The organism is Vibrio sp. NH-UV-68 (assembly GCF_042940635.1).
In the GTDB taxonomy this organism is placed as follows: domain Bacteria; phylum Pseudomonadota; class Gammaproteobacteria; order Enterobacterales; family Vibrionaceae; genus Vibrio; species Vibrio pacinii.
The window spans coordinates 382,176-402,429 of sequence record NZ_CP134975.1 but is presented as its reverse complement, the minus strand read 5'-3'; the positions used below and the strand labels follow the sequence as shown (position 1 = coordinate 402,429).

21 protein-coding genes and 1 tRNA gene are annotated in these 20,254 nt (G+C 46.5%); 8 read left to right on the top strand and 14 right to left on the bottom strand.

The annotated features are described in order from the left end of the window. Nucleotides 1-70: 70 nt before the first annotated feature. Nucleotides 71-1,351, top strand: coding sequence for an HlyC/CorC family transporter (locus ViNHUV68_RS02005; protein ID WP_038173819.1), 1,281 nt, complete (start codon nt 71-73; stop codon nt 1,349-1,351). A gap of 92 nt (nt 1,352-1,443) precedes the next feature. On the opposite strand, the gene rpoS is transcribed toward ViNHUV68_RS02005, so the two are convergent. The 11 genes from rpoS to folB all read right to left on the bottom strand — a co-directional run bounded on the left by rpoS (nt 1,444) and on the right by folB (nt 9,085). Continuing rightward, nucleotides 1,444-2,424 carry an RNA polymerase sigma factor RpoS gene (gene rpoS, locus ViNHUV68_RS02000; RefSeq protein ID WP_038173818.1) on the bottom strand — a complete coding sequence of 327 codons (981 nt, stop codon included), beginning with the start codon at nt 2,422-2,424 and terminating at the stop codon, nt 1,444-1,446. A gap of 73 nt (nt 2,425-2,497) precedes the next feature. After that, nucleotides 2,498-3,397: a peptidoglycan DD-metalloendopeptidase family protein gene (locus tag ViNHUV68_RS01995; RefSeq protein WP_391089071.1), complete on the bottom strand. Its 900-nt coding sequence runs from the start codon at nt 3,395-3,397 to the stop codon at nt 2,498-2,500. Between the two features lie 2 nt (nt 3,398-3,399). Beyond that, nucleotides 3,400-4,026, bottom strand: coding sequence for a protein-L-isoaspartate(D-aspartate) O-methyltransferase (locus tag ViNHUV68_RS01990; RefSeq protein ID WP_038173815.1), 627 nt, complete (start codon nt 4,024-4,026; stop codon nt 3,400-3,402). A 2-nt stretch (nt 4,027-4,028) separates the two neighbouring features. After that, a complete protein-coding gene (gene surE / locus ViNHUV68_RS01985) occupies nt 4,029-4,787 on the bottom strand; it encodes a 5'/3'-nucleotidase SurE (protein ID WP_038173814.1) in 759 nt (252 codons plus the stop codon). After that, complete coding sequence (truD, locus tag ViNHUV68_RS01980; protein WP_391089069.1) at nt 4,787-5,830, bottom strand: tRNA pseudouridine(13) synthase TruD; 1,044 nt, start codon at nt 5,828-5,830, stop codon at nt 4,787-4,789. Before truD ends, surE begins: the two co-directional genes overlap by 1 nt. Before the next feature lie 37 nt (nt 5,831-5,867). After that, on the bottom strand, nt 5,868-6,344 hold the full coding sequence (gene ispF / locus ViNHUV68_RS01975; protein WP_038173812.1) for a 2-C-methyl-D-erythritol 2,4-cyclodiphosphate synthase: 477 nt from the start codon (nt 6,342-6,344) through the stop codon (nt 5,868-5,870). A 3-nt stretch (nt 6,345-6,347) separates the two neighbouring features. Beyond that, a complete protein-coding gene (gene ispD / locus ViNHUV68_RS01970; RefSeq protein WP_391089067.1) occupies nt 6,348-7,049 on the bottom strand; it encodes a 2-C-methyl-D-erythritol 4-phosphate cytidylyltransferase in 702 nt (233 codons plus the stop codon). Further along, nucleotides 7,050-7,328 carry a cell division protein FtsB gene (gene ftsB, locus ViNHUV68_RS01965; protein ID WP_038173810.1) on the bottom strand — a complete coding sequence of 93 codons (279 nt, stop codon included), beginning with the start codon at nt 7,326-7,328 and terminating at the stop codon, nt 7,050-7,052. 100 nt (nt 7,329-7,428) lie between these two features. After that, nucleotides 7,429-8,232 (bottom strand): undecaprenyl-diphosphate phosphatase, encoded by an 804-nt coding sequence (locus tag ViNHUV68_RS01960; RefSeq protein WP_038173809.1) that lies wholly within the window; start codon nt 8,230-8,232, stop codon nt 7,429-7,431. 14 nt (nt 8,233-8,246) lie between these two features. Continuing rightward, a complete protein-coding gene (gene folK, locus ViNHUV68_RS01955) occupies nt 8,247-8,735 on the bottom strand; it encodes a 2-amino-4-hydroxy-6-hydroxymethyldihydropteridine diphosphokinase (RefSeq protein WP_038173807.1) in 489 nt (162 codons plus the stop codon). Beyond that, nucleotides 8,732-9,085: a bifunctional dihydroneopterin aldolase/7,8-dihydroneopterin epimerase gene (folB, locus tag ViNHUV68_RS01950; RefSeq protein ID WP_038173803.1), complete on the bottom strand. Its 354-nt coding sequence runs from the start codon at nt 9,083-9,085 to the stop codon at nt 8,732-8,734. The genes folK and folB overlap by 4 nt, the downstream gene beginning before the upstream one ends. A gap of 156 nt (nt 9,086-9,241) precedes the next feature. Between folB and plsY the strand changes: the two genes are divergently transcribed. Continuing rightward, the gene (plsY, locus tag ViNHUV68_RS01945) at nt 9,242-9,853 is read left to right on the top strand and encodes a glycerol-3-phosphate 1-O-acyltransferase PlsY (protein ID WP_038173801.1); all 612 of its coding nucleotides are present in this window, start codon (nt 9,242-9,244) and stop codon (nt 9,851-9,853) included. Between the two features lie 28 nt (nt 9,854-9,881). Here plsY and ViNHUV68_RS01940 read toward each other — a convergent pair whose 3' ends face one another. Continuing rightward, nucleotides 9,882-10,697 (bottom strand): alpha/beta fold hydrolase, encoded by an 816-nt coding sequence (locus tag ViNHUV68_RS01940; RefSeq protein ID WP_038173800.1) that lies wholly within the window; start codon nt 10,695-10,697, stop codon nt 9,882-9,884. Between the two features lie 85 nt (nt 10,698-10,782). Next, nucleotides 10,783-11,799 carry a tRNA (adenosine(37)-N6)-threonylcarbamoyltransferase complex transferase subunit TsaD gene (gene tsaD, locus ViNHUV68_RS01935; protein WP_038173799.1) on the bottom strand — a complete coding sequence of 339 codons (1,017 nt, stop codon included), beginning with the start codon at nt 11,797-11,799 and terminating at the stop codon, nt 10,783-10,785. Between the two features lie 231 nt (nt 11,800-12,030). Here tsaD and rpsU point away from each other — a divergent pair, with 231 nt between their 5' ends. From rpsU to ViNHUV68_RS01910, 5 genes are all read left to right on the top strand, one after another. Next, nucleotides 12,031-12,246 (top strand): 30S ribosomal protein S21, encoded by a 216-nt coding sequence (gene rpsU / locus ViNHUV68_RS01930; RefSeq protein ID WP_001145625.1) that lies wholly within the window; start codon nt 12,031-12,033, stop codon nt 12,244-12,246. A 26-nt stretch (nt 12,247-12,272) separates the two neighbouring features. Continuing rightward, on the top strand, nt 12,273-12,716 hold the full coding sequence (locus ViNHUV68_RS01925) for a GatB/YqeY domain-containing protein (RefSeq protein ID WP_038173798.1): 444 nt from the start codon (nt 12,273-12,275) through the stop codon (nt 12,714-12,716). Nucleotides 12,717-12,823: 107 nt separating this feature from the next. Next, complete coding sequence (gene dnaG / locus ViNHUV68_RS01920; protein WP_038173796.1) at nt 12,824-14,581, top strand: DNA primase; 1,758 nt, start codon at nt 12,824-12,826, stop codon at nt 14,579-14,581. Between the two features lie 98 nt (nt 14,582-14,679). Beyond that, nucleotides 14,680-16,533: an RNA polymerase sigma factor RpoD gene (gene rpoD / locus ViNHUV68_RS01915; protein ID WP_038173794.1), complete on the top strand. Its 1,854-nt coding sequence runs from the start codon at nt 14,680-14,682 to the stop codon at nt 16,531-16,533. 153 nt (nt 16,534-16,686) lie between these two features. Further along, nucleotides 16,687-16,762, top strand: a tRNA-Ile gene (locus tag ViNHUV68_RS01910). A gap of 125 nt (nt 16,763-16,887) precedes the next feature. Here ViNHUV68_RS01910 and djlA read toward each other — a convergent pair. Further along, nucleotides 16,888-17,739, bottom strand: a complete 852-nt coding sequence (djlA, locus tag ViNHUV68_RS01905; RefSeq protein WP_038173712.1) for a co-chaperone DjlA — start codon at nt 17,737-17,739, stop codon at nt 16,888-16,890. A 147-nt stretch (nt 17,740-17,886) separates the two neighbouring features. Between djlA and lptD the strand changes: the two genes are divergently transcribed. Next, nucleotides 17,887-20,253: an LPS assembly protein LptD gene (gene lptD / locus ViNHUV68_RS01900; protein WP_391089063.1), complete on the top strand. Its 2,367-nt coding sequence runs from the start codon at nt 17,887-17,889 to the stop codon at nt 20,251-20,253. Nucleotide 20,254 lies beyond the last annotated feature (1 nt).

Below are 20,254 nucleotides of genomic sequence, written 5' to 3'. Positions count from 1 at the left end.
CTATTTGAAATTGACTTCAATGACAATTTAGGTCATAAATTAATCAAACCTAACAAGGAAAAGATAAGCTTTGGACGACATATCAACGGGTATCTTATTTGCGCTACTCGCGTGTCTTATTGTTATTTCAGGATATTTCTCTGGTTCCGAGACAGGCATGATGGCTCTGAACCGCTACCGTCTCAAGCATCTCGCCAATAACGGGCACAAAGGCGCACAGCGCGTCGAGAAGCTGCTCGACCGACCAGACCGACTCATTGGTCTTATCTTAATCGGTAATAACCTCGTTAATATTCTCGCTTCTGCGATTGCCACCATTTTAGGTATGCGTCTGTATGGCGATCTGGGGGTTGCTATTGCTACTGGCGCTCTTACCTTAGTCGTCCTAGTGTTCGCTGAGGTCACACCGAAAACCCTGGCCGCGCTTTACCCTGAGCGGGTCTCATACGCTAGCAGTATTCTACTGACCATTTTAATGAAACTGTTGTCACCGCTAGTGATGTTTATCAATATGATCACTAATGGCTTTATCCGTTTATTAGGTCTTAAAGCCGTACACGGCGGAGATGATCACTTAAGTTCGGATGAACTAAGAACCGTGGTCAACGAAGCAGGCAGTTTGATCCCTCGCCGCCACCAAGACATGCTGATTTCGATTCTCGACCTCGAACATGTCACCGTCAATGACATCATGGTGCCACGTAATGAGATCACCGGCATCGATATCAATGATGACTGGAAATCGATTGTACGCCAGTTAACGCACTCTCCTCATGGCCGAGTCGTGTTGTATCGCGATCAAATTGATGAAGCGGTAGGGATGTTGCGCCTACGAGAATCTTATCGCCTGATGTTAGAGAAGAATGAGTTCACCAAAGAGACGCTATTGCGCGCAGCCGACGAAGTGTACTTTATTCCAGAGAGCACTCCTCTCAACGTACAACTGCTCAAGTTCCAGCGTAATAAACAACGTATTGGCCTGATCGTTGATGAATACGGTGACATCATTGGTCTAGTGACTCTAGAAGATATTCTCGAAGAGATTGTCGGAGAGTTTACCACTTCGATTGCACCAAGCTTGTCGGATGAAATTACTCCGCAAGGTGATGGCAGTTTCTTGATCGAAGGCAGTGCCAACATTCGCGATATCAACAAAGGACTTAAGTGGAAGTTACCTACTGATGGGCCACGAACACTCAATGGTTTGATCTTAGAGCACCTAGAAGAGATTCCTGAAAGTCATCTCAGTGTTCATGTTTCCGGTCACCCGATGGAAATCGTCGAGCTGGAAGAGAATCGAATCAAGCTGGTCAAGGTTTTTCCTATTCTTAAGAAAGCGAAGTCGGCTTAAGCGTCCGCTGTTTTTATATCGTCCCATAAAAAATGTTGTCCAACAAAAAAGCCTTGGTTTCAAACCAAGGCTTTTTTTCAACTTAGACAGCATTAATCTTCCGTTACGCTGAACAGGTTCTCCATATTCAAACCCTGTTTGATTAGGATTTCACGTAAGCGACGTAGACCTTCAACTTGAATTTGACGAACACGTTCGCGAGTTAGATTAATTTCACGACCCACTTCTTCAAGTGTTGATGGCTCATAGCCGAGCAAACCAAAACGACGCGCTAGCACCTCTTTCTGCTTCGGATTTAACTCATCGAGCCAATGGATTAAAGAATCACGAATGTCATCATCTTGAGTTGACACTTCAGGATCAGAGTTGTTGATGTCAGGAATGATATCCAGCAATGCTTTTTCGCCATCACCACCAATCGGTGTATCGACTGAGCTTATACGCTCATTGAGGCGCAACATTTTGCTGACATCATCAACGGGTTTATCAAGCTGTGTTGCGATCTCTTCCGCGGTAGGTTCGTGGTCAAGCTTCTGTGATAATTCACGTGCAGTACGCAAGTAAATATTGAGCTCTTTAACGACATGAATTGGTAAACGAATGGTGCGAGTTTGGTTCATTAACGCCCGTTCGATCGTTTGACGAATCCACCAAGTAGCGTAAGTAGAGAATCTAAAACCGCGCTCGGGATCAAATTTTTCGACAGCGCGAATAAGACCAAGGTTGCCTTCCTCTATGAGATCGAGCAGAGCCAAACCACGATTACTATAACGACGGGAGATTTTAACCACTAAGCGCAGGTTACTTTCAATCATGCGTTTACGCGCCGCTTCGTCTCCGCGTAACGCTCGACGAGCATAAAGAACTTCTTCTTCTGCGGTGAGTAGTGGAGAAAAACCAATTTCGCCCAAATAGAGCTGTGTGGCATCGAGACTTTTCGTGGACGCATCAAACTCTTCTTTAGCATCGACGGTTTTGGTGGGTTTAGTAGAATTCTTGGTTCGAAGCGATTCCTTTGCTTCGTTGGCCATATCGAACTCTTCGACTTTCGTTGCTGCATTGCTGATACTCATAGCGCCTCCCCCTGGCGAGCTAGCAAGACATTACTACGTCTAATGTCGCCATATTACTATAATAAGTAAATTTTTACGGTAAGTAGCGATTTGGATTCACTGACTTACCTTGATAGCGAATTTCAAAGTGCAATCGAATACTGGACGTTCCTGAGCTGCCCATTGTCGCAATCTTTTGGCCGGCTTTTACACTCTGTCCTTCGTGTACGAGCAACCTATCATTGTGTGCATATGCACTGAGGTAATTGTCGTTATGTTTGATTATCACGAGATTACCGTAACCACGTAGCGCATTGCCTGAATAAACGACGGTGCCACCTGCTGTTGAGACGATGGATTGGCCTCGCTGTCCTGCGATATCAATCCCTTTGTTCCCTTGGTCTCCAGCAGAAAACTGTTTGATTACTCTCCCTTTCGTTGGCCATAACCATTTGGAAATTTTATTGTTATTCTGTTTAGGCTCACTGACGTTTTTGTTAACATTTTGTTTACCATTAACTCCAACATACTCTTTTGATTTCGATTGATCAACCTTCTTTATTGATTCTTTTTTGATCGGTTTTTGGGTATTTTTTGTACTACTTATGCTGGTTTTCTGAGTGGTTTTTTTACTTGGTGTTGATGTCGCAGGTATCGCCGCCGCCGCTACGACGCCACCCGCACCAGTTCCACCAAAGGCTGGCGGATTATAGGCAGGCTGCCACAACTTTAGCTTCTGACCTGGTTTTATCGTGTAAGGCTTTTTTAAACCATTGTAACGAATCAGATCATTTACATCTTTGTCTGTGACGTAAGCGATAAAATAGAGCGTGTCGCCCTTTTCTACCTGATAATAACTGCCGCGATAGCTCCCACGAGCAACCGAGCTGTAGTCTTTCTTTAACCCTGAAACTGGCGCAGGTGAGTGGGCAGCGCAGCCAACCAGCACACTGGAGAACACCACCAATAATAACGGCAAAGAAAGAAACTTCATGGCTACGCGAGGTCACCTGCAATTAAAGGAACGAATCGAACCATTTCAATTAATTCAGATTGGTACTCATCACCATGACGCGTGATCTTATACAGATTTTGTTCAGCGGTTCCGACAGGAATCATCATTACTCCGCCCTCACTTAGCTGTTCAAGTAGCGCTGAAGGCACCGATTCGGCAGCCGCAGTCACAATGATCGCATCAAATGGCCCTTTCGCCGCCCATCCTTGCCAACCATCACCGTGCTTGGTTGAAACATTGTAGATATCAAGCTGCTTAAGACGACGCTTCGCTTCCCACTGCAGAGCTTTAATTCGTTCAACCGAATAAACATGGTCAACTAACTGAGCGAGAACCGCCGTCTGATAGCCTGATCCAGTACCAACTTCCAGCACTTGGCTCGTTCGGTCTAAACCAAGCATCTCGGTCATTTTAGCCACAATGTATGGCTGAGAAATCGTCTGTCCTTGTCCGATCGGCAACGCGTTATTATCATACGCTTGGTGCATCATTGCCTGAGAAACAAATTGTTCTCGAGGCAAACGATAGATGGCATCTAACACTTGCTGATCTTGAATGCCACTCGCGACAAGAAAGTCGATTAATCTGTCCGCATGTGGGTTTGCCATTGTTATTTTTCCTTTAACCAATTATCCATACTTGAAAGCGATTCGTGCGCGGTTAAATCAACCTGTAGTGGTGTAATCGAGACGCTGCCGTGCTCAATGGCATAAAAATCAGTCCCTTCACCAGCATCTTGCTCTTTACCCGGAGGACCTAACCAATAAATATCATGGCCTCGCGGGTCTTGCTGCTTAATCATCGCTTCTGCGTGATGACGCGCACCCAATCGAGTGATCTGTGTCGGTTTGAGATCTGCCAATGCTACATCAGGAATATTGACGTTCAACAACCGATTGGTTGGTATCGGCGATACAGAGTGTTGAGACACCAATTGACGAGCCACTGCTGCAGCCGTCGCAAAGTGCTGTTTGCCAACCAGTGAAAAAGCCATCGCCTGTACGCCAAGAAAGTGGCCTTCCATTGCTGCCGCCACCGTTCCTGAATAGAGCACATCGTCACCGAGGTTAGCGCCATGATTGACGCCAGCCAATACCAAATCAGGTAAGTTATCTTTCATCAATTCATTGAGCGCAAAATGGACACAGTCTGTCGGCGTGCCCTGCACTGAATAGACATTAGGCGCAATTTGATTAACTCTCAATGGTTGCTCTAAAGTGAGCGAGTTGGAAGCGCCAGAGCGATTTCTGTCAGGAGCTACAATCGTCACGTCGGCCATATCTCGCAGGGAGTCAGCCAAGGCATGTATCCCCTCGGCATGCACACCATCATCATTACTGATGAGTATTTTCAATCGTTTATCGCTCATTAATAGTGACGCTCCACGGCGATTTCTTCGATAAGCTCACGTACAATCGCCGTGGCAAAACAGCCTGCATCAAGCGCAAACTGTAAGCAAATTTCATCACCCGAGACTTGCCAACTCAATTGTTGAGGAAATAATGCCACTTCACGGCGCTCATGGCGCATACGATTAGAACAAATTAAGGCCATTAAATCCGGTTCAGCGTCTAGGTGCGGCTGCTCAATTGCGAGAGCTTGCTCTGTGGTTGGCAAAGCATTGTCCCCTGCAAGCGCCGCCGTTAAGCTTAACTCACGCTGCAAAAGTTGCTGATTGATCGACTCTAACGAGTCTGCAGTCACTGGCAATTGCTCAGCTTGCTTCACCACCACATCACCGACAACCGCCTGAGTAAACACCGTTTGCTCAATACGCGCCGAAACGATGGCGTTAAAGATCCATGAACGTGCCGCCGAAAGGTACAAGCTACGCTGGTTCTGGTTACGAGTGCGAACATTGTCACGTCCCCAACGTCTCGCCTCTACAAGGTTATTGCCGTTGTTACCAAAACGCTGACTACCAAAGTAATTCGGTACACCGTTTTGCTTAATCAACGCCAAGCGCTGAACCACATCTTCCACGTCTGAAACTTCAGACAACGTCACGACAAATTGGTTACCGACTAAGTCACCAGGACGGAGCTTTTTATTATGTCGGTCAGTGGCTAGGATTTCGATACTTGGGTACTGAGCGAGGAAGGCTCTAAAATCGGGTGTTTCCCCTTTCGGCAAATGCACACTTAGCCACTGCTCAGTCACAGCATGGCGATCTTTCAGGCCGGCCCAACTCACATCTTTGGATTTTACGCCACAAACTTTAGCGAGTTCATTAGCAACAAAGCTGGTGTTTTCGCCTGTTTTGCGAATGCGCACCATCAGGTGCTCGCCTTGACCAGTAAAGTCAAAGCCTAAGTTTTCGCTAACTTGGAAATGCTCAGGCTTGGCTTTGAGCTTACCTGTTGCGCTTGGCTTACCATGGAGGTACGCCAGTGATGATAAAAGATCAGACATAATTCAGTTCCGTGCCACAAACAGAGGGCAACTCAAGTTATTTTTTAATGAGCAACACAACCGCTTCGGTTGCAATGCCTTCTTTACGGCCAGTAAAGCCAAGTTTTTCAGTGGTGGTGGCTTTGACATTGATGTTACCGAGTTCGGTATCTAAATCCTCAGCAATGACTTGGCACATCGCCTCAATGTGCGGTGCCATTTTAGGCGCTTGAGCGATAATGGTGATATCCGCATTACCCAACTTATAGCCTTGTTCACGCACACGACGATACACATCCCGAAGTAGAGCGCGGCTGTCTGCCCCCTTCCATTTATCATCGGTATCTGGAAAATGACGGCCAATGTCGCCAGCGGCAATCGCGCCTAACAAGGCATCACACAACGCATGCAACGCCACATCGCCATCAGAATGCGCGATAAGACCTTGCGTATAAGGAATGGCAACTCCGCCGATAATGACGGGGCCTTGACCACCAAATTTGTGGACATCGAAGCCGTGACCAATTCGAATCATGAGTTATCCTTTGTTTTTGTTGAGATAAAACTCAGCCAACGCCAAATCTTCCGGTTGGGTTATTTTGATATTGTCCGCTCTCCCTTGGACCAGTGCAGGACAATGGCCTAGCCACTCGATAGCCGAGGCTTCATCGGTAATGGCGACGCCTTGCGCTAATGCGCCAGATAAAGCATCAAAGAGCATTTGAGTTTTAAACATTTGTGGCGTCAGTGCATGCCATAGTGCTTCCCTATCAACGGTATGATCGATCTTTTGCTGACCATTGGCACGTTTCATCGTATCTCGCACGGGGGCAGCAAGAATAGCGCCATTCGCGTTTGCTAGCGATTGATCGATTAAGTTGTCAATATCGGCCAAAGTGATACACGGCCGGGCGGCATCGTGCACCATTACCCACTCTGACGTTTGTTGCGCTTGCACATAGTTAAGCGCCGATAACACCGAGTCAGCGCGCTCTTTGCCACCTGAAACTTGGACCACATCGGGACGACTTGCTAGCGATAGCTCAGCAAAATAGGGATCACCATCGGTCACTGCAATGACAACTTGCCCAACCTTAGGGTGCGAAAGCAGTTTCTCAACGGTATGTTCGAGAACCGTTTTACCTTCGATAGTAAGATATTGCTTAGGTCGATCCGCTTTCATACGGCTACCGACCCCCGCAGCAGGAACAATCGCAACCAGTGAAAAAGGCGTTAGCATTTAATTATCCTCACCGATAATTCGATAAAAGGTTTCACCGTCTTTGACCATTCCAAGTTCGTGCCTTGCTCGCTCTTCAATCGCGTCGAGCCCTTGGCGCAGATCGTCAATTTCAGCGAACATTTCATCATTACGTGTTTGAAGGTTGCTATTCACTTGATGCTGAACTTGGGTTTCAGCATTGACCGCTTGAAAATCGACAATACCATTTTTACCTAGCCACAATTCATATTGTAGCCAGCCTAAAATCAGGGTTAATAACAGAGCAAAAATTCGCATATCGTCAATCTAAGCAGAGAGAATAGAAAGACCACATATATATCACAATGTCACTGCTGGCGCGAGATTGCACTGTGTGGCCTTGGTTAAGATTATGCGCTTAATTGATCAATAGGAACGCAAACAAAGCGCCACCTAATATCAAACGATAAATCACGAATGGCGTCATCCCCATTCGCGAAATCAGCTTAAGGAAAAAGTGAATACAAATGTAAGCACTAATAAATGACGTCACGATCCCTGTCATGAGAAAGCCAATATGAATCGGTTCTCCGCTGGTGACCAATTTAAGGCCAAGATACCCTCCCGCAAGAAGGATAATAGGGATCGACATTAAGAAAGAAAAGCGAGCGGCAGCCTCGCGAGTAAAGCCAAGATACAGCGCAGCGGTGATGGTGGCCCCAGAACGCGACGTGCCAGGGATCATCGCGATGGCTTGGCTGATACCAATGAATAACGCTTTTTTCCAATCCGCTTGATACTCATCATCGGTCAGCGTGGCTTTCTTATCAACGTACCAAAGCAATAAGCCAAATACGATTGTCGTGGTGGCAATCACCCACGCACTGCGCAGATAAAGCTCTATGAAATCTTTCATCAACAAGCCAAATACACACGCTGGAATGGTGGCCAATAGGATCATCCACGCCAACTTGGCTTCTTTGCTCCGATCGCCATTAAATATCGACGCAAAAAACGCCCGCAGTAAACTCACCACTTCATGACGGAAATAGATCATTACCGCCAACAGAGTACCGACATGAACGGCAACATCAAACGCTAAGCCCTGATCTTCCCAACCTAAGATCGCCGAAGGCAAAATCAGGTGGGCAGAGCTAGAAATGGGCAAAAACTCGGTTAGCCCTTGAATTAAAGCAAGGACAAAGGCTTCAAAATAACTCATCACAATCTCATTAATTAATAGCTAAACCACAGTGGAACTGGAGTGAGGGTGGTATCAAAATTCGTTTGTTGCCTGATTTGAGCGATATTGCGTCCATCTGCGGGGACTACCCGTTGTGGACAAAGCTCGTAGAGTGGCTCAAGCACGAAAGCATAGTGAAATATGTCACTACGAGGCAGCTCTGGTTGCGATGCACTCACTTGCTCGCCAAACAGAATAATATCGAGATCTAAGGTTCTCGGCTCAAACTTGCTGGCATTGTCAGCCCGCCCCAATTTCTGCTCGATAGTACGTAACTGCTTGGCAAATTCGGCTAAGCTCAGTGGCGTTTTCATTTCAACAACGAGGTTATAAAACGCTTGGCTGTCAAAACCGACTGCCTCACACTCAAATATCGTCGAAAGACGCAACTGCTCGCCGATCCCACTGAGTTCATCAATAGCAGCTGCAATGTGTTTACGCCGTTGTATGTTTGACCCAACCCCAATATAGGTTGTGATCATAGCTGACCTCGCTCGATGACAACCCCAACCCCTTTGGCTTGTGGTACCGCGCCTGGTTTGGTCAGACGAATTTTAATCCAAGGCACATTAAAGCGCGTCATGATAAGCTCTGCCACCTCTTCGGCGACTCGTTCAACCAATAGAAAGCGACCTTGTTCGATGTGACTCAGTACCGCTTGGCTGACCTGCGAATAATCGAGAGCATCAACAACATCATCACTTTTACCCGCTGGTCGGTTGTCGTGAGCCATTTCTAAATCAAGCACTAACTTTTGCTTAATCTGTTGCTCCCAATCGTAAACACCAATGGTGGTAATGACTTCTAATTGCTCGATAAATACTTTATCCATGTGTGTCTTCCTTTACAGGTCGGATACCCAAGAGGGGTAAAAAGTCGTACTATTTGTTGCTCAAACTCGGCCACTGCCATGGTTTGAGAGTGTCAGGCGCGTTATGATATCAGTTACTTGCTTGGCTAACACCTGTTTCAGACGAGTTACTCTACTATGACCCCATTAGCACTGATCATGATCATTTTCGCCTACCTCTTGGGCTCGATCTCAAGTGCGGTATTGATCTGTCGGGTACTACGCTTACCCGATCCACGTGGTGTGGGCTCAAATAACCCTGGCGCAACTAATGTGCTGCGAATTGGTGGCAAAAAGGCGGCCGTCGCAGTGCTGCTGTGTGACATGCTCAAAGGCACAATTCCGGTCTGGGGCGGCTATTTTTTAAATATTGAACCAATCATTTTAGGCATCGTCGCCATCGCGGCCTGTTTGGGCCACATGTATCCGATTTTTTTCCATTTTAAAGGCGGGAAAGGTGTGGCAACCGCACTCGGTGCAATCGCGCCAATCGGGCTCGATCTTAGTGCGATGATCATTGCAACTTGGATTGGGGTGGCGTTTTTATTCCGCTACTCATCGTTGGCTGCGATCATCACGGTGTTACTTGCTCCCTTTTACACTTGGATGGTCAAACCGCAATACACGCTTCCCGTCGCGATGTTGTGCTGCCTGATTGTCTTTCGCCATCATCAAAATATTAAGCGGCTGTTTGAAGGGACTGAACCTAAGGTTGGCGCCAAGAAAAGCGGATTAAAAAAAGCCTCATAGCAAGGCTTTTGTTTTACATCGACATCATCTACGCGTAGACACGTGTCAAAAAGCGCTTAAGCATCTGAGTGACAAATTCAGGCTGCTCGAGATTAGAGATGTGCCCTGCTTTAGGGATCTGAATCAGCTCTGAGCCTGAAATACAATCATGCATCAGATAAGACTCAAGCACTGGGCGTGGTTTATCTTCTTGACCAACCGCTATCAATACTGGCAACGCAAACTTTTCAACCTCGTCAATCTGATCGCGACGACCAAACACCATTCGCCCCACACGCGCGACTTCGACCGCACTCTCGCCTTTTAACTCTGCCAATTGTTGTGCAAAGCGCTTGGCAAGCTGCGGGTTATCTTGCTCAACGTTATTGGCGAAAAACAGTGGCGTGATTGCCGCAACCATCGGCTCAGGAACGGCCTGTAGATCAGAGATAGTCTCTAGCATTGAAAAATACTTGGCGTGCGTCACCTCTGGTTCAAGACCGACAAAGGTGTCCATTAAAACCAGTGATTGCACTCGCTCAGGCGCTAACGTCACCAGCTCAGTGCCCCACATGCCGCCGACTGACAGACCAACCACTGAGAAGTTTTCAATGCTTAAATGGTCGAGCAAGGCAAGTACTTGCGCCGCATAATCCTGTAGTGAACGTGTTGTCGCAGGACAATAATCAGACTGACCATGAGCCCACAGTTCTGGCACGATACAGCGATAATCTTGACTCAAGGCTGCAACTTGTGGTGCCCACATTGCACTATCCCAAAGGTAGCTATGGCCAAATACAACCACGGGGCCTTGCCCTACATCTAGGTAGGCCATTTCGCCTCCATCAACGGCAAACTTATTCATTTCTTCTTTCACTCATTTCATCTGACGGTAACGCTAAGCGTTAAAAAGTCGCCATAAAGGCGACCCTATTTATCATGACAACCGATTAACCAATCGGCTCCAACTGGTCAATTGGCCAACGTGGCGTTGCTTGTACAGCAAGATCGGCCACTTCACCATTTTTCAGACGTTGCATACCTGCATACGCAATCATTGCACCATTGTCGGTACAAAATTCAGTGCGCGGGTAATAGACTTCACCACCAATTTTCTTTGCTAGCTGCTCAAGGTCAGAACGCAGACGACGGTTAGCACTCACCCCACCAGCAATCACGATGCGCTTAAGGCCAGTTTGTTCTAATGCACGCTTACATTTAATGGTTAACGTGGCACAGACTGCCTCTTCAAACGCTAGTGCAATATCTGCGCGCGTTTGTTCGCTATCATCATTGGCAGCAATCGTATTGGCCGTAAAGGTTTTCAGCCCCGAGAAGCTCATATCCAAACCAGGACGATCTGTCATTGGGCGTGGGAATTTAAAGCGACCCGGAGTGCCTTTCTCAGCCAACTTAGATAATAACGGGCCACCGGGGTAATCTAGCCCCATCAGCTTAGCGGTTTTATCAAACGCTTCACCGGCCGCATCATCAATCGACTCACCTAAAATTTTGTACTCACCAATGCCTTTAACTTCCACCATCATAGAGTGGCCACCCGACACCAAGACCGCAACAAATGGAAAAGGCGGCGGATTGTCTTCAAGCATTGGAGCCAACAAATGCCCTTCCATATGGTGCACTGGTACTGCCGGCACGCCCCATGCGTAAGCAAGGCTGCGACCAATCGTTGCGCCAACTAACAAGGCACCGACCAAGCCAGGTCCTGCGGTGTAAGCGACACCATCGATATCTTGCGGCGTTAAGTTCGCTTGTGCCATGGCCGCCTTAATAAGAGGGATGGTCTTTTTAACGTGATCACGGGAAGCCAGTTCCGGGACTACACCGCCGTAGTCAGCGTGCAGCTTTACTTGACTGTAAAGCTGATGGGAAAGTAAGCCTTTCTCATCGTCGTAAATGGCAATTCCTGTTTCATCACAAGAGGTTTCGATACCAATAATGCGCATGGTTTACCTTGGATGTTTCTGTGTTTAATTCAAAATTGGCGCAATCTTACCGCGCCTTTGCTTTGCAAACAAATTTTGTGCAAACTCTACCCAACAAAATACTTTACAAAGCTAGTGTGATCAGATTAAAATTCCGCACCATTTTTGATCAAGCTGGTTATGACTGAAAAATATTTAGTTCAGTCCACTAAGTTACCAGCGTTAACGAATAACCCCTGAGGTGAAAGGCATATGCCAGTAGTTAAAGTACGTGAAAACGAACCGTTCGACGTTGCACTACGTCGTTTCAAGCGCTCTTGCGAAAAAGCAGGTATCCTTTCTGAAGTGCGTCGTCGTGAGCACTATGAAAAACCAACTACAGTTCGCAAACGCGCTAAAGCAGCAGCTCAAAAGCGTCACGCTAAGAAGCTTGCTCGCGAAAACGCTCGTCGCGTTCGCCTGTACTAATAACTAAGTCCAAAAGGATTATAGTTATGGCTCTTATTGACAAGCTCAAAGAAGAGCAAAAATTAGCGATGAAAGCCAAGGACAAAATGCGCCTTGGTACTATTCGTTTAGCCTTAGCAGCGATTAAGCAACGTGAAGTCGACGAACGGATTACTCTGGGCGATGACGACATTCTTGCCGTGCTGACTAAAATGGTTAAACAACGTCGCGATTCTGTCGCTCAATATGAATCAGCGAATCGTCAAGATTTAGCCGATGCTGAGAAAGCAGAAATTACGATACTTGAGGACTTTATGCCTCAACCACTTAGCGAAGAAGAAGTCGCAACACTCATTGACAGTGCAATGACTGAATCTGGCGCAGCGGGCATGCAAGACATGGGTAAAGTAATGGCTATTCTCAAGCCTCAGATTCAAGGGCGTGCAGACATGGGTAAAGTAAGCGGTTTAGTTCGCGCTAAATTGGCTTAACCTCCCAACCCAATTGCAACAAGCCGTGCTCTCCTTTGGAATGCACGGCTTGTTTGTATCTACCCTTTCGATGTTTTTTGATAGTTAGTGCGTTTTTCTAAGGTTTTATGGCAGGACACATCCCTCGAAGTTTCATTGATGACCTCCTCGCTCGACTTGATATTGTCGACATTGTCGACGCTCGCGTAAAACTTAAGAAAAAAGGCAAGAACTACGGCGCTTGCTGCCCTTTCCATAACGAAAAAACACCATCATTTAGTGTCTCGCAAGAAAAACAGTTCTACCATTGTTTTGGCTGTGGTGTGCACGGCAACGCCATCGACTTTATGATGGAGTACGAACGCCTTGATTTTGTCGAAGCCATTGAAGAACTCGCCTCATTTCTAGGGCTTGATGTTCCTCGTGAGCAGCGCCAAGGTGGCGACTTCAACACGAACCAACCCCAAGTCAATTCCGAGCAGAAACGAAATCTTTACGACTTGATGGGCAGCATTGCACAGTTTTATCGCGATCAGCTTAAACAACCGAACAGTAAGGTGGCCATCGAGTATCTAAAACAACGCGGCCTTTCTGGACAAATTGTGCAAAAGTTTGGCATCGGTTATGTGGCGGATGAATGGGATCTGGTACGTAAGAACTTTGGTCAAACCCCACAGACGCAAGAGATGCTCGTTTCCGGCGGTATGCTGATTGAAAACGACAAAGGCAATCGCTATGACCGTTTTCGCGGTCGGGTGATGTTCCCGATTCATGACCGCCGCGGCCGAGTGATTGGTTTTGGTGGCCGCGTGATTGGCGATGGCACACCAAAATATCTTAACTCACCTGAAACACCGATATTTCACAAAGGCAAAGAGCTATACGGCCTGTATGAAGTGATGCAAGCGCATCGCGAGCCGAAACAGATTTTAGTCGTAGAAGGTTATATGGATGTGGTGGCGCTGGCGCAATATGGGGTCGATTACTCCGTGGCTTCACTGGGCACCTCAACAACGGGTGATCATATCCAGCTCTTGTTCCGCCAAACCAATACGGTCGTGTGTTGCTACGATGGTGACCGAGCGGGTAAAGAAGCGGCTTGGCGAGCATTAGAAAATGCGTTGCAGTATCTTAAAACTGGTAACACACTCAAGTTCCTTTTTTTGCCAGATGGCGAAGATCCTGACAGTTATGTGCGCCAACATGGAAAAGAAGCTTTCGAACAACAAATAGAGCAAGCAACGCCACTCTCGAACTATCTGTTTGATAACCTGATTGAGATTCATCAACTGAATCTTGGCAGTAACGAAGGTAAATCGGCTCTTCGCGCACACGCGAGTGCATTGATCGAGAAAATTCCCGATCCGTACTTCCAAGAGCTATTAGAGAAATTGCTTGATGAGCGGACAGGCTTTGATAACCGCTTACGCCAGTCACGCAACAAACACGGCGTAACTCGATCTCAACCGCACAAAGAGATCAAACGTACACCAATGCGACAAGTGGTCACTTTGCTTATTCAAAATCCGAGCTATGCTGAAATGGTACCAGACCTCTCTAGCGTAAGAGAATTATCAGTACCAGGATTAAGTTTATTTGTGGAAGTGCTTGAATATTGTCATCAGCATCCCAATATCACTACAGGCCAGTTACTTGAGTATTGGCGAAATAGTCGCCACGAAGCACTAATGTCGCGTCTTGCAGGGTGGGAAATCCCCCTCGACGACGACAACGAGCAAGATATATTTTTAGATTCATTGGACAAGATACTTGCCCAATGCGTTGAAAAACAAATTGAAAACCTGCAGGCCAAAGAAAGAAGTGTCGGTTTATCAACCGAAGAGAGAAGGGAGCTGCTAGCACTAATGCTAGATTTAAAAGCGTAACCCTGTTCGATTAGTCAGCAATAAATAAATTTGTTATGATGTGTGGTTTGCAACTCGCATACTAATTCCTTCACCAGATACTAAGTTGGATACCGTCTATGGATCAAAATCCGCAGTCACAGCTAAAACAACTTGTCATTAAAGGCAAGGAACAGGGCTATCTGACATACGCAGAAGTAAACGATCATCTGCCGGCAGAAATTGTCGATTCAGAGCAGGTCGAAGATATCATTCAGATGATTAACGACATGGGCATCCGAGTAGTAGAAACTGCTCCTGACGCCGATGACCTAGCACTGAACGATGACGATACAATCACCGATGAAGATGCGGCCGAAGCGGCTGCAGCTGCGCTTTCAAGCGTAGAAAGTGAAATCGGCCGCACCACTGACCCTGTGCGCATGTACATGCGTGAAATGGGTACAGTTGAGCTATTGACTCGTGAAGGCGAGATCGATATCGCCAAGCGTATTGAAGATGGTATTAACCAAGTTCAAAATGCGGTTGCGGAGTATCCGGGCACTATCCCATATATTCTTGAACAGTTTGATAAAGTTCAAGCCGAAGAGCTACGCCTTACTGACCTTATCAATGGCTTTGTCGATCCTGATGCCGATGAAACTGCAGCACCAACTGCGACTCATATCGGTTCGGAACTCGCTGAGTCTGATCTGAAAGATGAAGATAAGGAAGAGGAAGATAAGGAAGAAGACGATGAGGATGAAGAAGAGGAAGATACAGGTATCGATCCTGAGCTTGCTCTTGAGAAATTCACATCGCTGCGTAACACATTCCAGAACTATCAGTTAGCGTGCAACGAATACGGTAGAGAAAGCCCGAAAGCGCAAATCGCGCACGAGCTTGTTATTGACGTATTTAAAGAGTTCCGTCTAACACCAAAACAGTTTGATTACTTAGTAAACGAGCTGCGTAAGTCGATGGAACGTGTCCGTACCCAAGAGCGCCTGATCATGAAGGCGACCGTTGAGTACGGTAAGATGCCGAAGAAATCATTCATTACCCTATTCACTGGTAATGAATCGAGTGAAGCTTGGTTAGATGAGATTCTTGCATCGGATAAACCGTATGCAGAAAAAATCCGCCGTAGCGAAGAAGATATTCGTCGTTCAATCGCCAAACTGAAAGTGATCGAAAAAGAGACGTCTTTAACGGTACAAAACATTAAAGACATCAGCCGTCGTATGTCTATCGGTGAAGCGAAAGCTCGCCGTGCGAAGAAAGAGATGGTTGAAGCGAACTTACGTTTGGTTATTTCTATCGCTAAAAAGTACACCAACCGTGGTCTACAATTCTTGGATCTGATTCAAGAAGGTAACATCGGTCTGATGAAAGCGGTAGATAAGTTCGAATATCGTCGTGGTTACAAGTTCTCGACCTATGCTACTTGGTGGATTCGTCAGGCGATCACGCGCTCAATTGCAGACCAAGCACGCACCATCCGTATTCCGGTGCACATGATCGAAACGATCAACAAGCTCAACCGTATCTCGCGTCAAATGCTACAAGAGATGGGACGCGAGCCGTTACCGGAAGAACTGGCTGAGCGTATGCAAATGCCAGAGGATAAGATCCGTAAGGTCCTGAAAATTGCTAAAGAGCCAATCTCTATGGAGACACCTATCGGTGACGACGAAGATTCGCATCTTGGTGATTTCATCGAGGATACCACTCTAGAACTGCCATTAGACTCCGCGACTTCAACCAGTCTCAGAGTGGCAACCAAAGACGTTCTAGCGGGTTTAACGCCTCGTGAAGCTAAAGTACTGCGTATGCGTTTTGGCATCGATATGAACACTGATCATACTTTGGAAGAAGTAGGTAAGCAGTTCGACGTAACCCGTGAACGTATTCGTCAAATCGAAGCAAAAGCACTGCGTAAGCTTCGTCACCCTAGCCGCTCAGAAACTCTGCGCAGCTTCCTTGACGAGTAATCACAGCTTGTGATTTAGCACAATTGATTAAAAGGTGAGCAACAGCTCACCTTTTTTGTCTCTATTAGATTTAAGTGGATAAAATCTAAGCGCATTTACCCTATCTACTGGCTAGACAGCTAGATCCTCATCCCCTATAATCAATCCCCTAACGGCCCCTTAGCTCAGTGGTTAGAGCAGTCGACTCATAATCGATTGGTCCGCAGTTCAAGTCTGCGAGGGGCCACCAAATTTAAAAAGGCGCAGCAGGTTAACTCCTACTGCGCCTTTTTAGCTTTCATCGCCCTATTTTATCTTTATCCCTAACAAGACATAAAAACGTTCACGCTCGTGATGCGTTACTCAAAACAGACGCTAGAAGTTCTTACTTTTCTTTATCAAATCATATGCATTTTGAATTTCTTGTGCTTTCTCTTTCGCGACGTTCATCATCTCTGGAGGCAGACCTTTGGCCATCAGTTTATCAGGGTGATGTTCATTCATAAGCTTGCGGTAAGCACGCTTAATCGTTTTTGCATCCGCACTACTATCAATGCCAAGTGATTTATAAGCATTACTCAACTGGTCAGCGCTCGTTGCCTGTTGCCAACCACCATTCGACTGATGAGACTGGCCTTGCCCCGATCCAGAAAAACCGCCCTGTTGGAAACGAAATGCGGCTTCTTGCATGCGCAAACGCTGCTCTAACTGATCAGATGAAAATCCCAGTCCGCGTGCAATCTTATGCAGTACATTGCGTTCGCTCGGATGCAGCTCACCATCAGCAAAAGCGGCTGATATCTGTAGTTCTAAGAAAAACTGGATTAAGTCAAAACGACCACTTGACGAAATGCGTACTCGCTCCAACACGGTTTCCAATGGAAAACCAGACTCTTTTCCTTCACGAAAAGCCTCTTGAGCGGAACGACGCTGTTCACCATGCAGGTTCATTCGATCCATCATCATGGTTGCAAGCTGAATCTCTTCACGAGTCACTTGGCCTTTGGCTTTAGCCACATGCCCCATCACCGCAAACGCTGCTTTAAAGAACTCTTCCTGACGCTCGGTTTGGCTCGGGCCACCACCAAATCCAGAATTAAAACCCGCTTGACGCAAGCGACGTGCTTTATCGAATTGGTGACCAATAAACAGGCCGAATAATGCACCCAACGGCCCACCCAATAGTAAGCCAAAAAATGCGCCAAGAATTTTGCCAAAAATATGCATTATGTGCTCTCAATCTATGAATTTTTACATCGTAACGCGGTCTGATAGTGCTGTTAGCTACAAATTACTTTATGATAAGGACCGTTTTATTTTCATTCGGTCACCTATTCACCGGATATATCAAGTTCAACAGGATAGTAAAACTCGATGTCACTTTTTCCTCGCACCTTGTTAGCCGCTTCGATCAGTGCTGCATTTTTAGTGTCTCAGACTCAAGCTGAAACTATGTTAGATGATAGTGTGCAGGAACTGCCCGCTATAGATCAATGTTTGATCAACGAACCTGAGCCAGAAAACCCAAATCAACTTCCAGTCAATGTCGAAGCGGACAGTCTAGAGGCGATTAATGGAGATAAGGCAACCTACCGCGGTAATGTTGTGGTGGTGCAAGGTAAAAAACGCATGCAAGCGGATTACGTGACCATGCATCAACAAGAAAACATTGTTGTCGCTGAAGGTAATGTGGTGTTCAGCGATGGTGAAGTCAAGACCATTTCTGACAAAGCGACCAACAACCTTAATACCGAAGAAGTAACACTTGAGAATACCAACTATCAATTTTTGTGCGAGCCTGGACGCGGTCAAGCCGTCTATGTCGCGAAAACGGGCAAAGCCGTTTATGAAATTGAAGATGGTACAATTACCTCGTGTCCTGAAGGTGACAAGTCATGGCGTATGCGCGCTTCCAGTATCGATATCGATCAGAATGAAGAAGAAGCGACGTTCTACAACCCACGCTTTGAAATTGCCAATGTCCCGATATTCTATTTGCCGTTTTTAACCGTTCCAATTGGCGACACTCGTAAAACGGGCTTCCTATACCCAACCGTCTCTTACGGCTCCAGTGATGGTTTCGAAATGGAAGTGCCGGTTTATTGGAACTTGGCACCCAACTACGATTTAGAAACCACCTTCAAATATATGCAAGAGCGCGGAACCCAGTTAAATAGTGAATTTCGCTATCTGTCTGATTTGGGTTACGGCAACATAAAATCCGAATACTTACAGGACGATAAGAAGTACCCAGAACTCGGCGATCGTTGGGGTTTTCAATGGCAACACTCGGGGATATTTCAACAAAACTGGAAATTTGAGGGCGATTATTCCAAAGTCAGTGATATACGCTATTTCTCAGATATCGACTCAAGCATTGGTAATCGTGAAGATGGTCAACTGGTGCAAGAAATGCAAGCGACCTACCGCTCTGCGAACTGGGATGCTTCGATTCTTGCTCGTGACTTTCAAGTACTGACAAGCAGTAATAATTTACCTTATCGATTGCTGCCTCAGCTTGAGTACAATTACTACGCACCAGAGCTAATGCGCTATCTTGACTTTGATATGGTCAGTCATATCTCACGTTTTGATACTGACGCCAAAGGCAAGCCCTCTGCGACTCGGGTACATATCGAGCCAGGATTGACGGCTCCTGTTGGCACCACTTGGGGCACATGGACCACAGAAGCGCGCTTACTAGGTACCTATTATCAACAGGAGTTAGATGGCGTTGATACCTCGTTTATTGATAATAACCATGACGGGACTAACGATAACCCATACTATGGCCTAGAAAAAAATGTCTCACGTGTCATTCCCGAGTTTCGTTCGCATGCGGGGATTGTATTAGAACGTGATACTGTGGTGTTTGATAACTATACCCAAACCCTAGAGCCTCAGGTTCAGTATCTGTACGTACCGAAACAAAACCAAAGCAATATTGCCAAATACGATACCACCTTGCTGCAGACCGATTACTACGGTTTATTCCGGAGTCGCAAATACAGTGGCGTCGATGAAATTGCCGCAGCCAACCAATTTAGCTACGGGGCATCAACACGCTTCTTTGATGACGGATTTAAAGAGCGCCTAAACATTTCGTTTGGCCAGATTATCTACTTAGATGTGACAGAGCGTATTGACTCACAGAGCGACTCTCCTTCCAATTACTCGGCGTGGGCGGTAGAAGTTGACTTTAACTACGATGACTACCTGTTTTACCACGGTGGTATCCAATACGACATTGATAGCAATGAAGTCCAATTGGGTAATAGCACCTTAGAGTACCGCTTCAATGGTGGTTATGTGCAAGGTAACTACCGCTATGTCACTAAAGAGTACATCGATAATACGGTCGACTTTAATATTGACAGTATTACACCAGAAGGGATTTCGCAGGCTGGTCTTTTGGCGGGCTACCAGATATCAAGAAACTGGAATGCGAGCGCTCAGTATTTCTATGACCTGACCACAGATGAAGCCCTTGAATGGCTAGCCCGTCTCAACTACACCTCTGATTGTTGGTATATCGGCTTTACTTACAGCAATCAGCTCCAGAGTTGGAATGGTGACTACATTAATACCACCACAGCAACACCACTGTACGAGAATAACTTTAGCCTTAACTTCGGTATTATTGGCTTTGGTACTCAGATTGGCGCTGGCTCTGGTTTAGCAGGATTAGATGGTGCCGGGAACTCTTTAGGTTACGGCCGACCTTTCTTCTTAAACAACTAAT

Excerpts from the sequence above, each read along its gene's own strand:
- folK (WP_038173807.1), bottom strand. The coding sequence starts at position 8,735 with ATGATCACAACCTATATTGGGGTTGGGTCAAACATACAACGGCGTAAA.
- ViNHUV68_RS01925 (WP_038173798.1), top strand. The coding sequence starts at position 12,273 with ATGGCTCTTATTGACAAGCTCAAAGAAGAGCAAAAATTAGCGATGAAA.
- truD (WP_391089069.1), bottom strand. The coding sequence starts at position 5,830 with ATGTCTGATCTTTTATCATCACTGGCGTACCTCCATGGTAAGCCAAGC.
- ftsB (WP_038173810.1), bottom strand. The coding sequence starts at position 7,328 with ATGCGAATTTTTGCTCTGTTATTAACCCTGATTTTAGGCTGGCTACAA.
- ispD (WP_391089067.1), bottom strand. The coding sequence starts at position 7,049 with ATGCTAACGCCTTTTTCACTGGTTGCGATTGTTCCTGCTGCGGGGGTC.
- folB (WP_038173803.1), bottom strand. The coding sequence starts at position 9,085 with ATGGATAAAGTATTTATCGAGCAATTAGAAGTCATTACCACCATTGGT.
- rpsU (WP_001145625.1), top strand. The coding sequence starts at position 12,031 with ATGCCAGTAGTTAAAGTACGTGAAAACGAACCGTTCGACGTTGCACTA.
- ViNHUV68_RS01990 (WP_038173815.1), bottom strand. The coding sequence starts at position 4,026 with ATGGCAAACCCACATGCGGACAGATTAATCGACTTTCTTGTCGCGAGT.
- plsY (WP_038173801.1), top strand. The coding sequence starts at position 9,242 with ATGACCCCATTAGCACTGATCATGATCATTTTCGCCTACCTCTTGGGC.
- surE (WP_038173814.1), bottom strand. The coding sequence starts at position 4,787 with ATGAGCGATAAACGATTGAAAATACTCATCAGTAATGATGATGGTGTG.
- ViNHUV68_RS01940 (WP_038173800.1), bottom strand. The coding sequence starts at position 10,697 with ATGAATAAGTTTGCCGTTGATGGAGGCGAAATGGCCTACCTAGATGTA.
- rpoD (WP_038173794.1), top strand. The coding sequence starts at position 14,680 with ATGGATCAAAATCCGCAGTCACAGCTAAAACAACTTGTCATTAAAGGC.
- lptD (WP_391089063.1), top strand. The coding sequence starts at position 17,887 with ATGTCACTTTTTCCTCGCACCTTGTTAGCCGCTTCGATCAGTGCTGCA.
- djlA (WP_038173712.1), bottom strand. The coding sequence starts at position 17,739 with ATGCATATTTTTGGCAAAATTCTTGGCGCATTTTTTGGCTTACTATTG.
- tsaD (WP_038173799.1), bottom strand. The coding sequence starts at position 11,799 with ATGCGCATTATTGGTATCGAAACCTCTTGTGATGAAACAGGAATTGCC.
- rpoS (WP_038173818.1), bottom strand. The coding sequence starts at position 2,424 with ATGAGTATCAGCAATGCAGCAACGAAAGTCGAAGAGTTCGATATGGCC.
- ispF (WP_038173812.1), bottom strand. The coding sequence starts at position 6,344 with ATGATTCGAATTGGTCACGGCTTCGATGTCCACAAATTTGGTGGTCAA.
- ViNHUV68_RS01960 (WP_038173809.1), bottom strand. The coding sequence starts at position 8,232 with ATGAGTTATTTTGAAGCCTTTGTCCTTGCTTTAATTCAAGGGCTAACC.
- ViNHUV68_RS01995 (WP_391089071.1), bottom strand. The coding sequence starts at position 3,397 with ATGAAGTTTCTTTCTTTGCCGTTATTATTGGTGGTGTTCTCCAGTGTG.
- dnaG (WP_038173796.1), top strand. The coding sequence starts at position 12,824 with ATGGCAGGACACATCCCTCGAAGTTTCATTGATGACCTCCTCGCTCGA.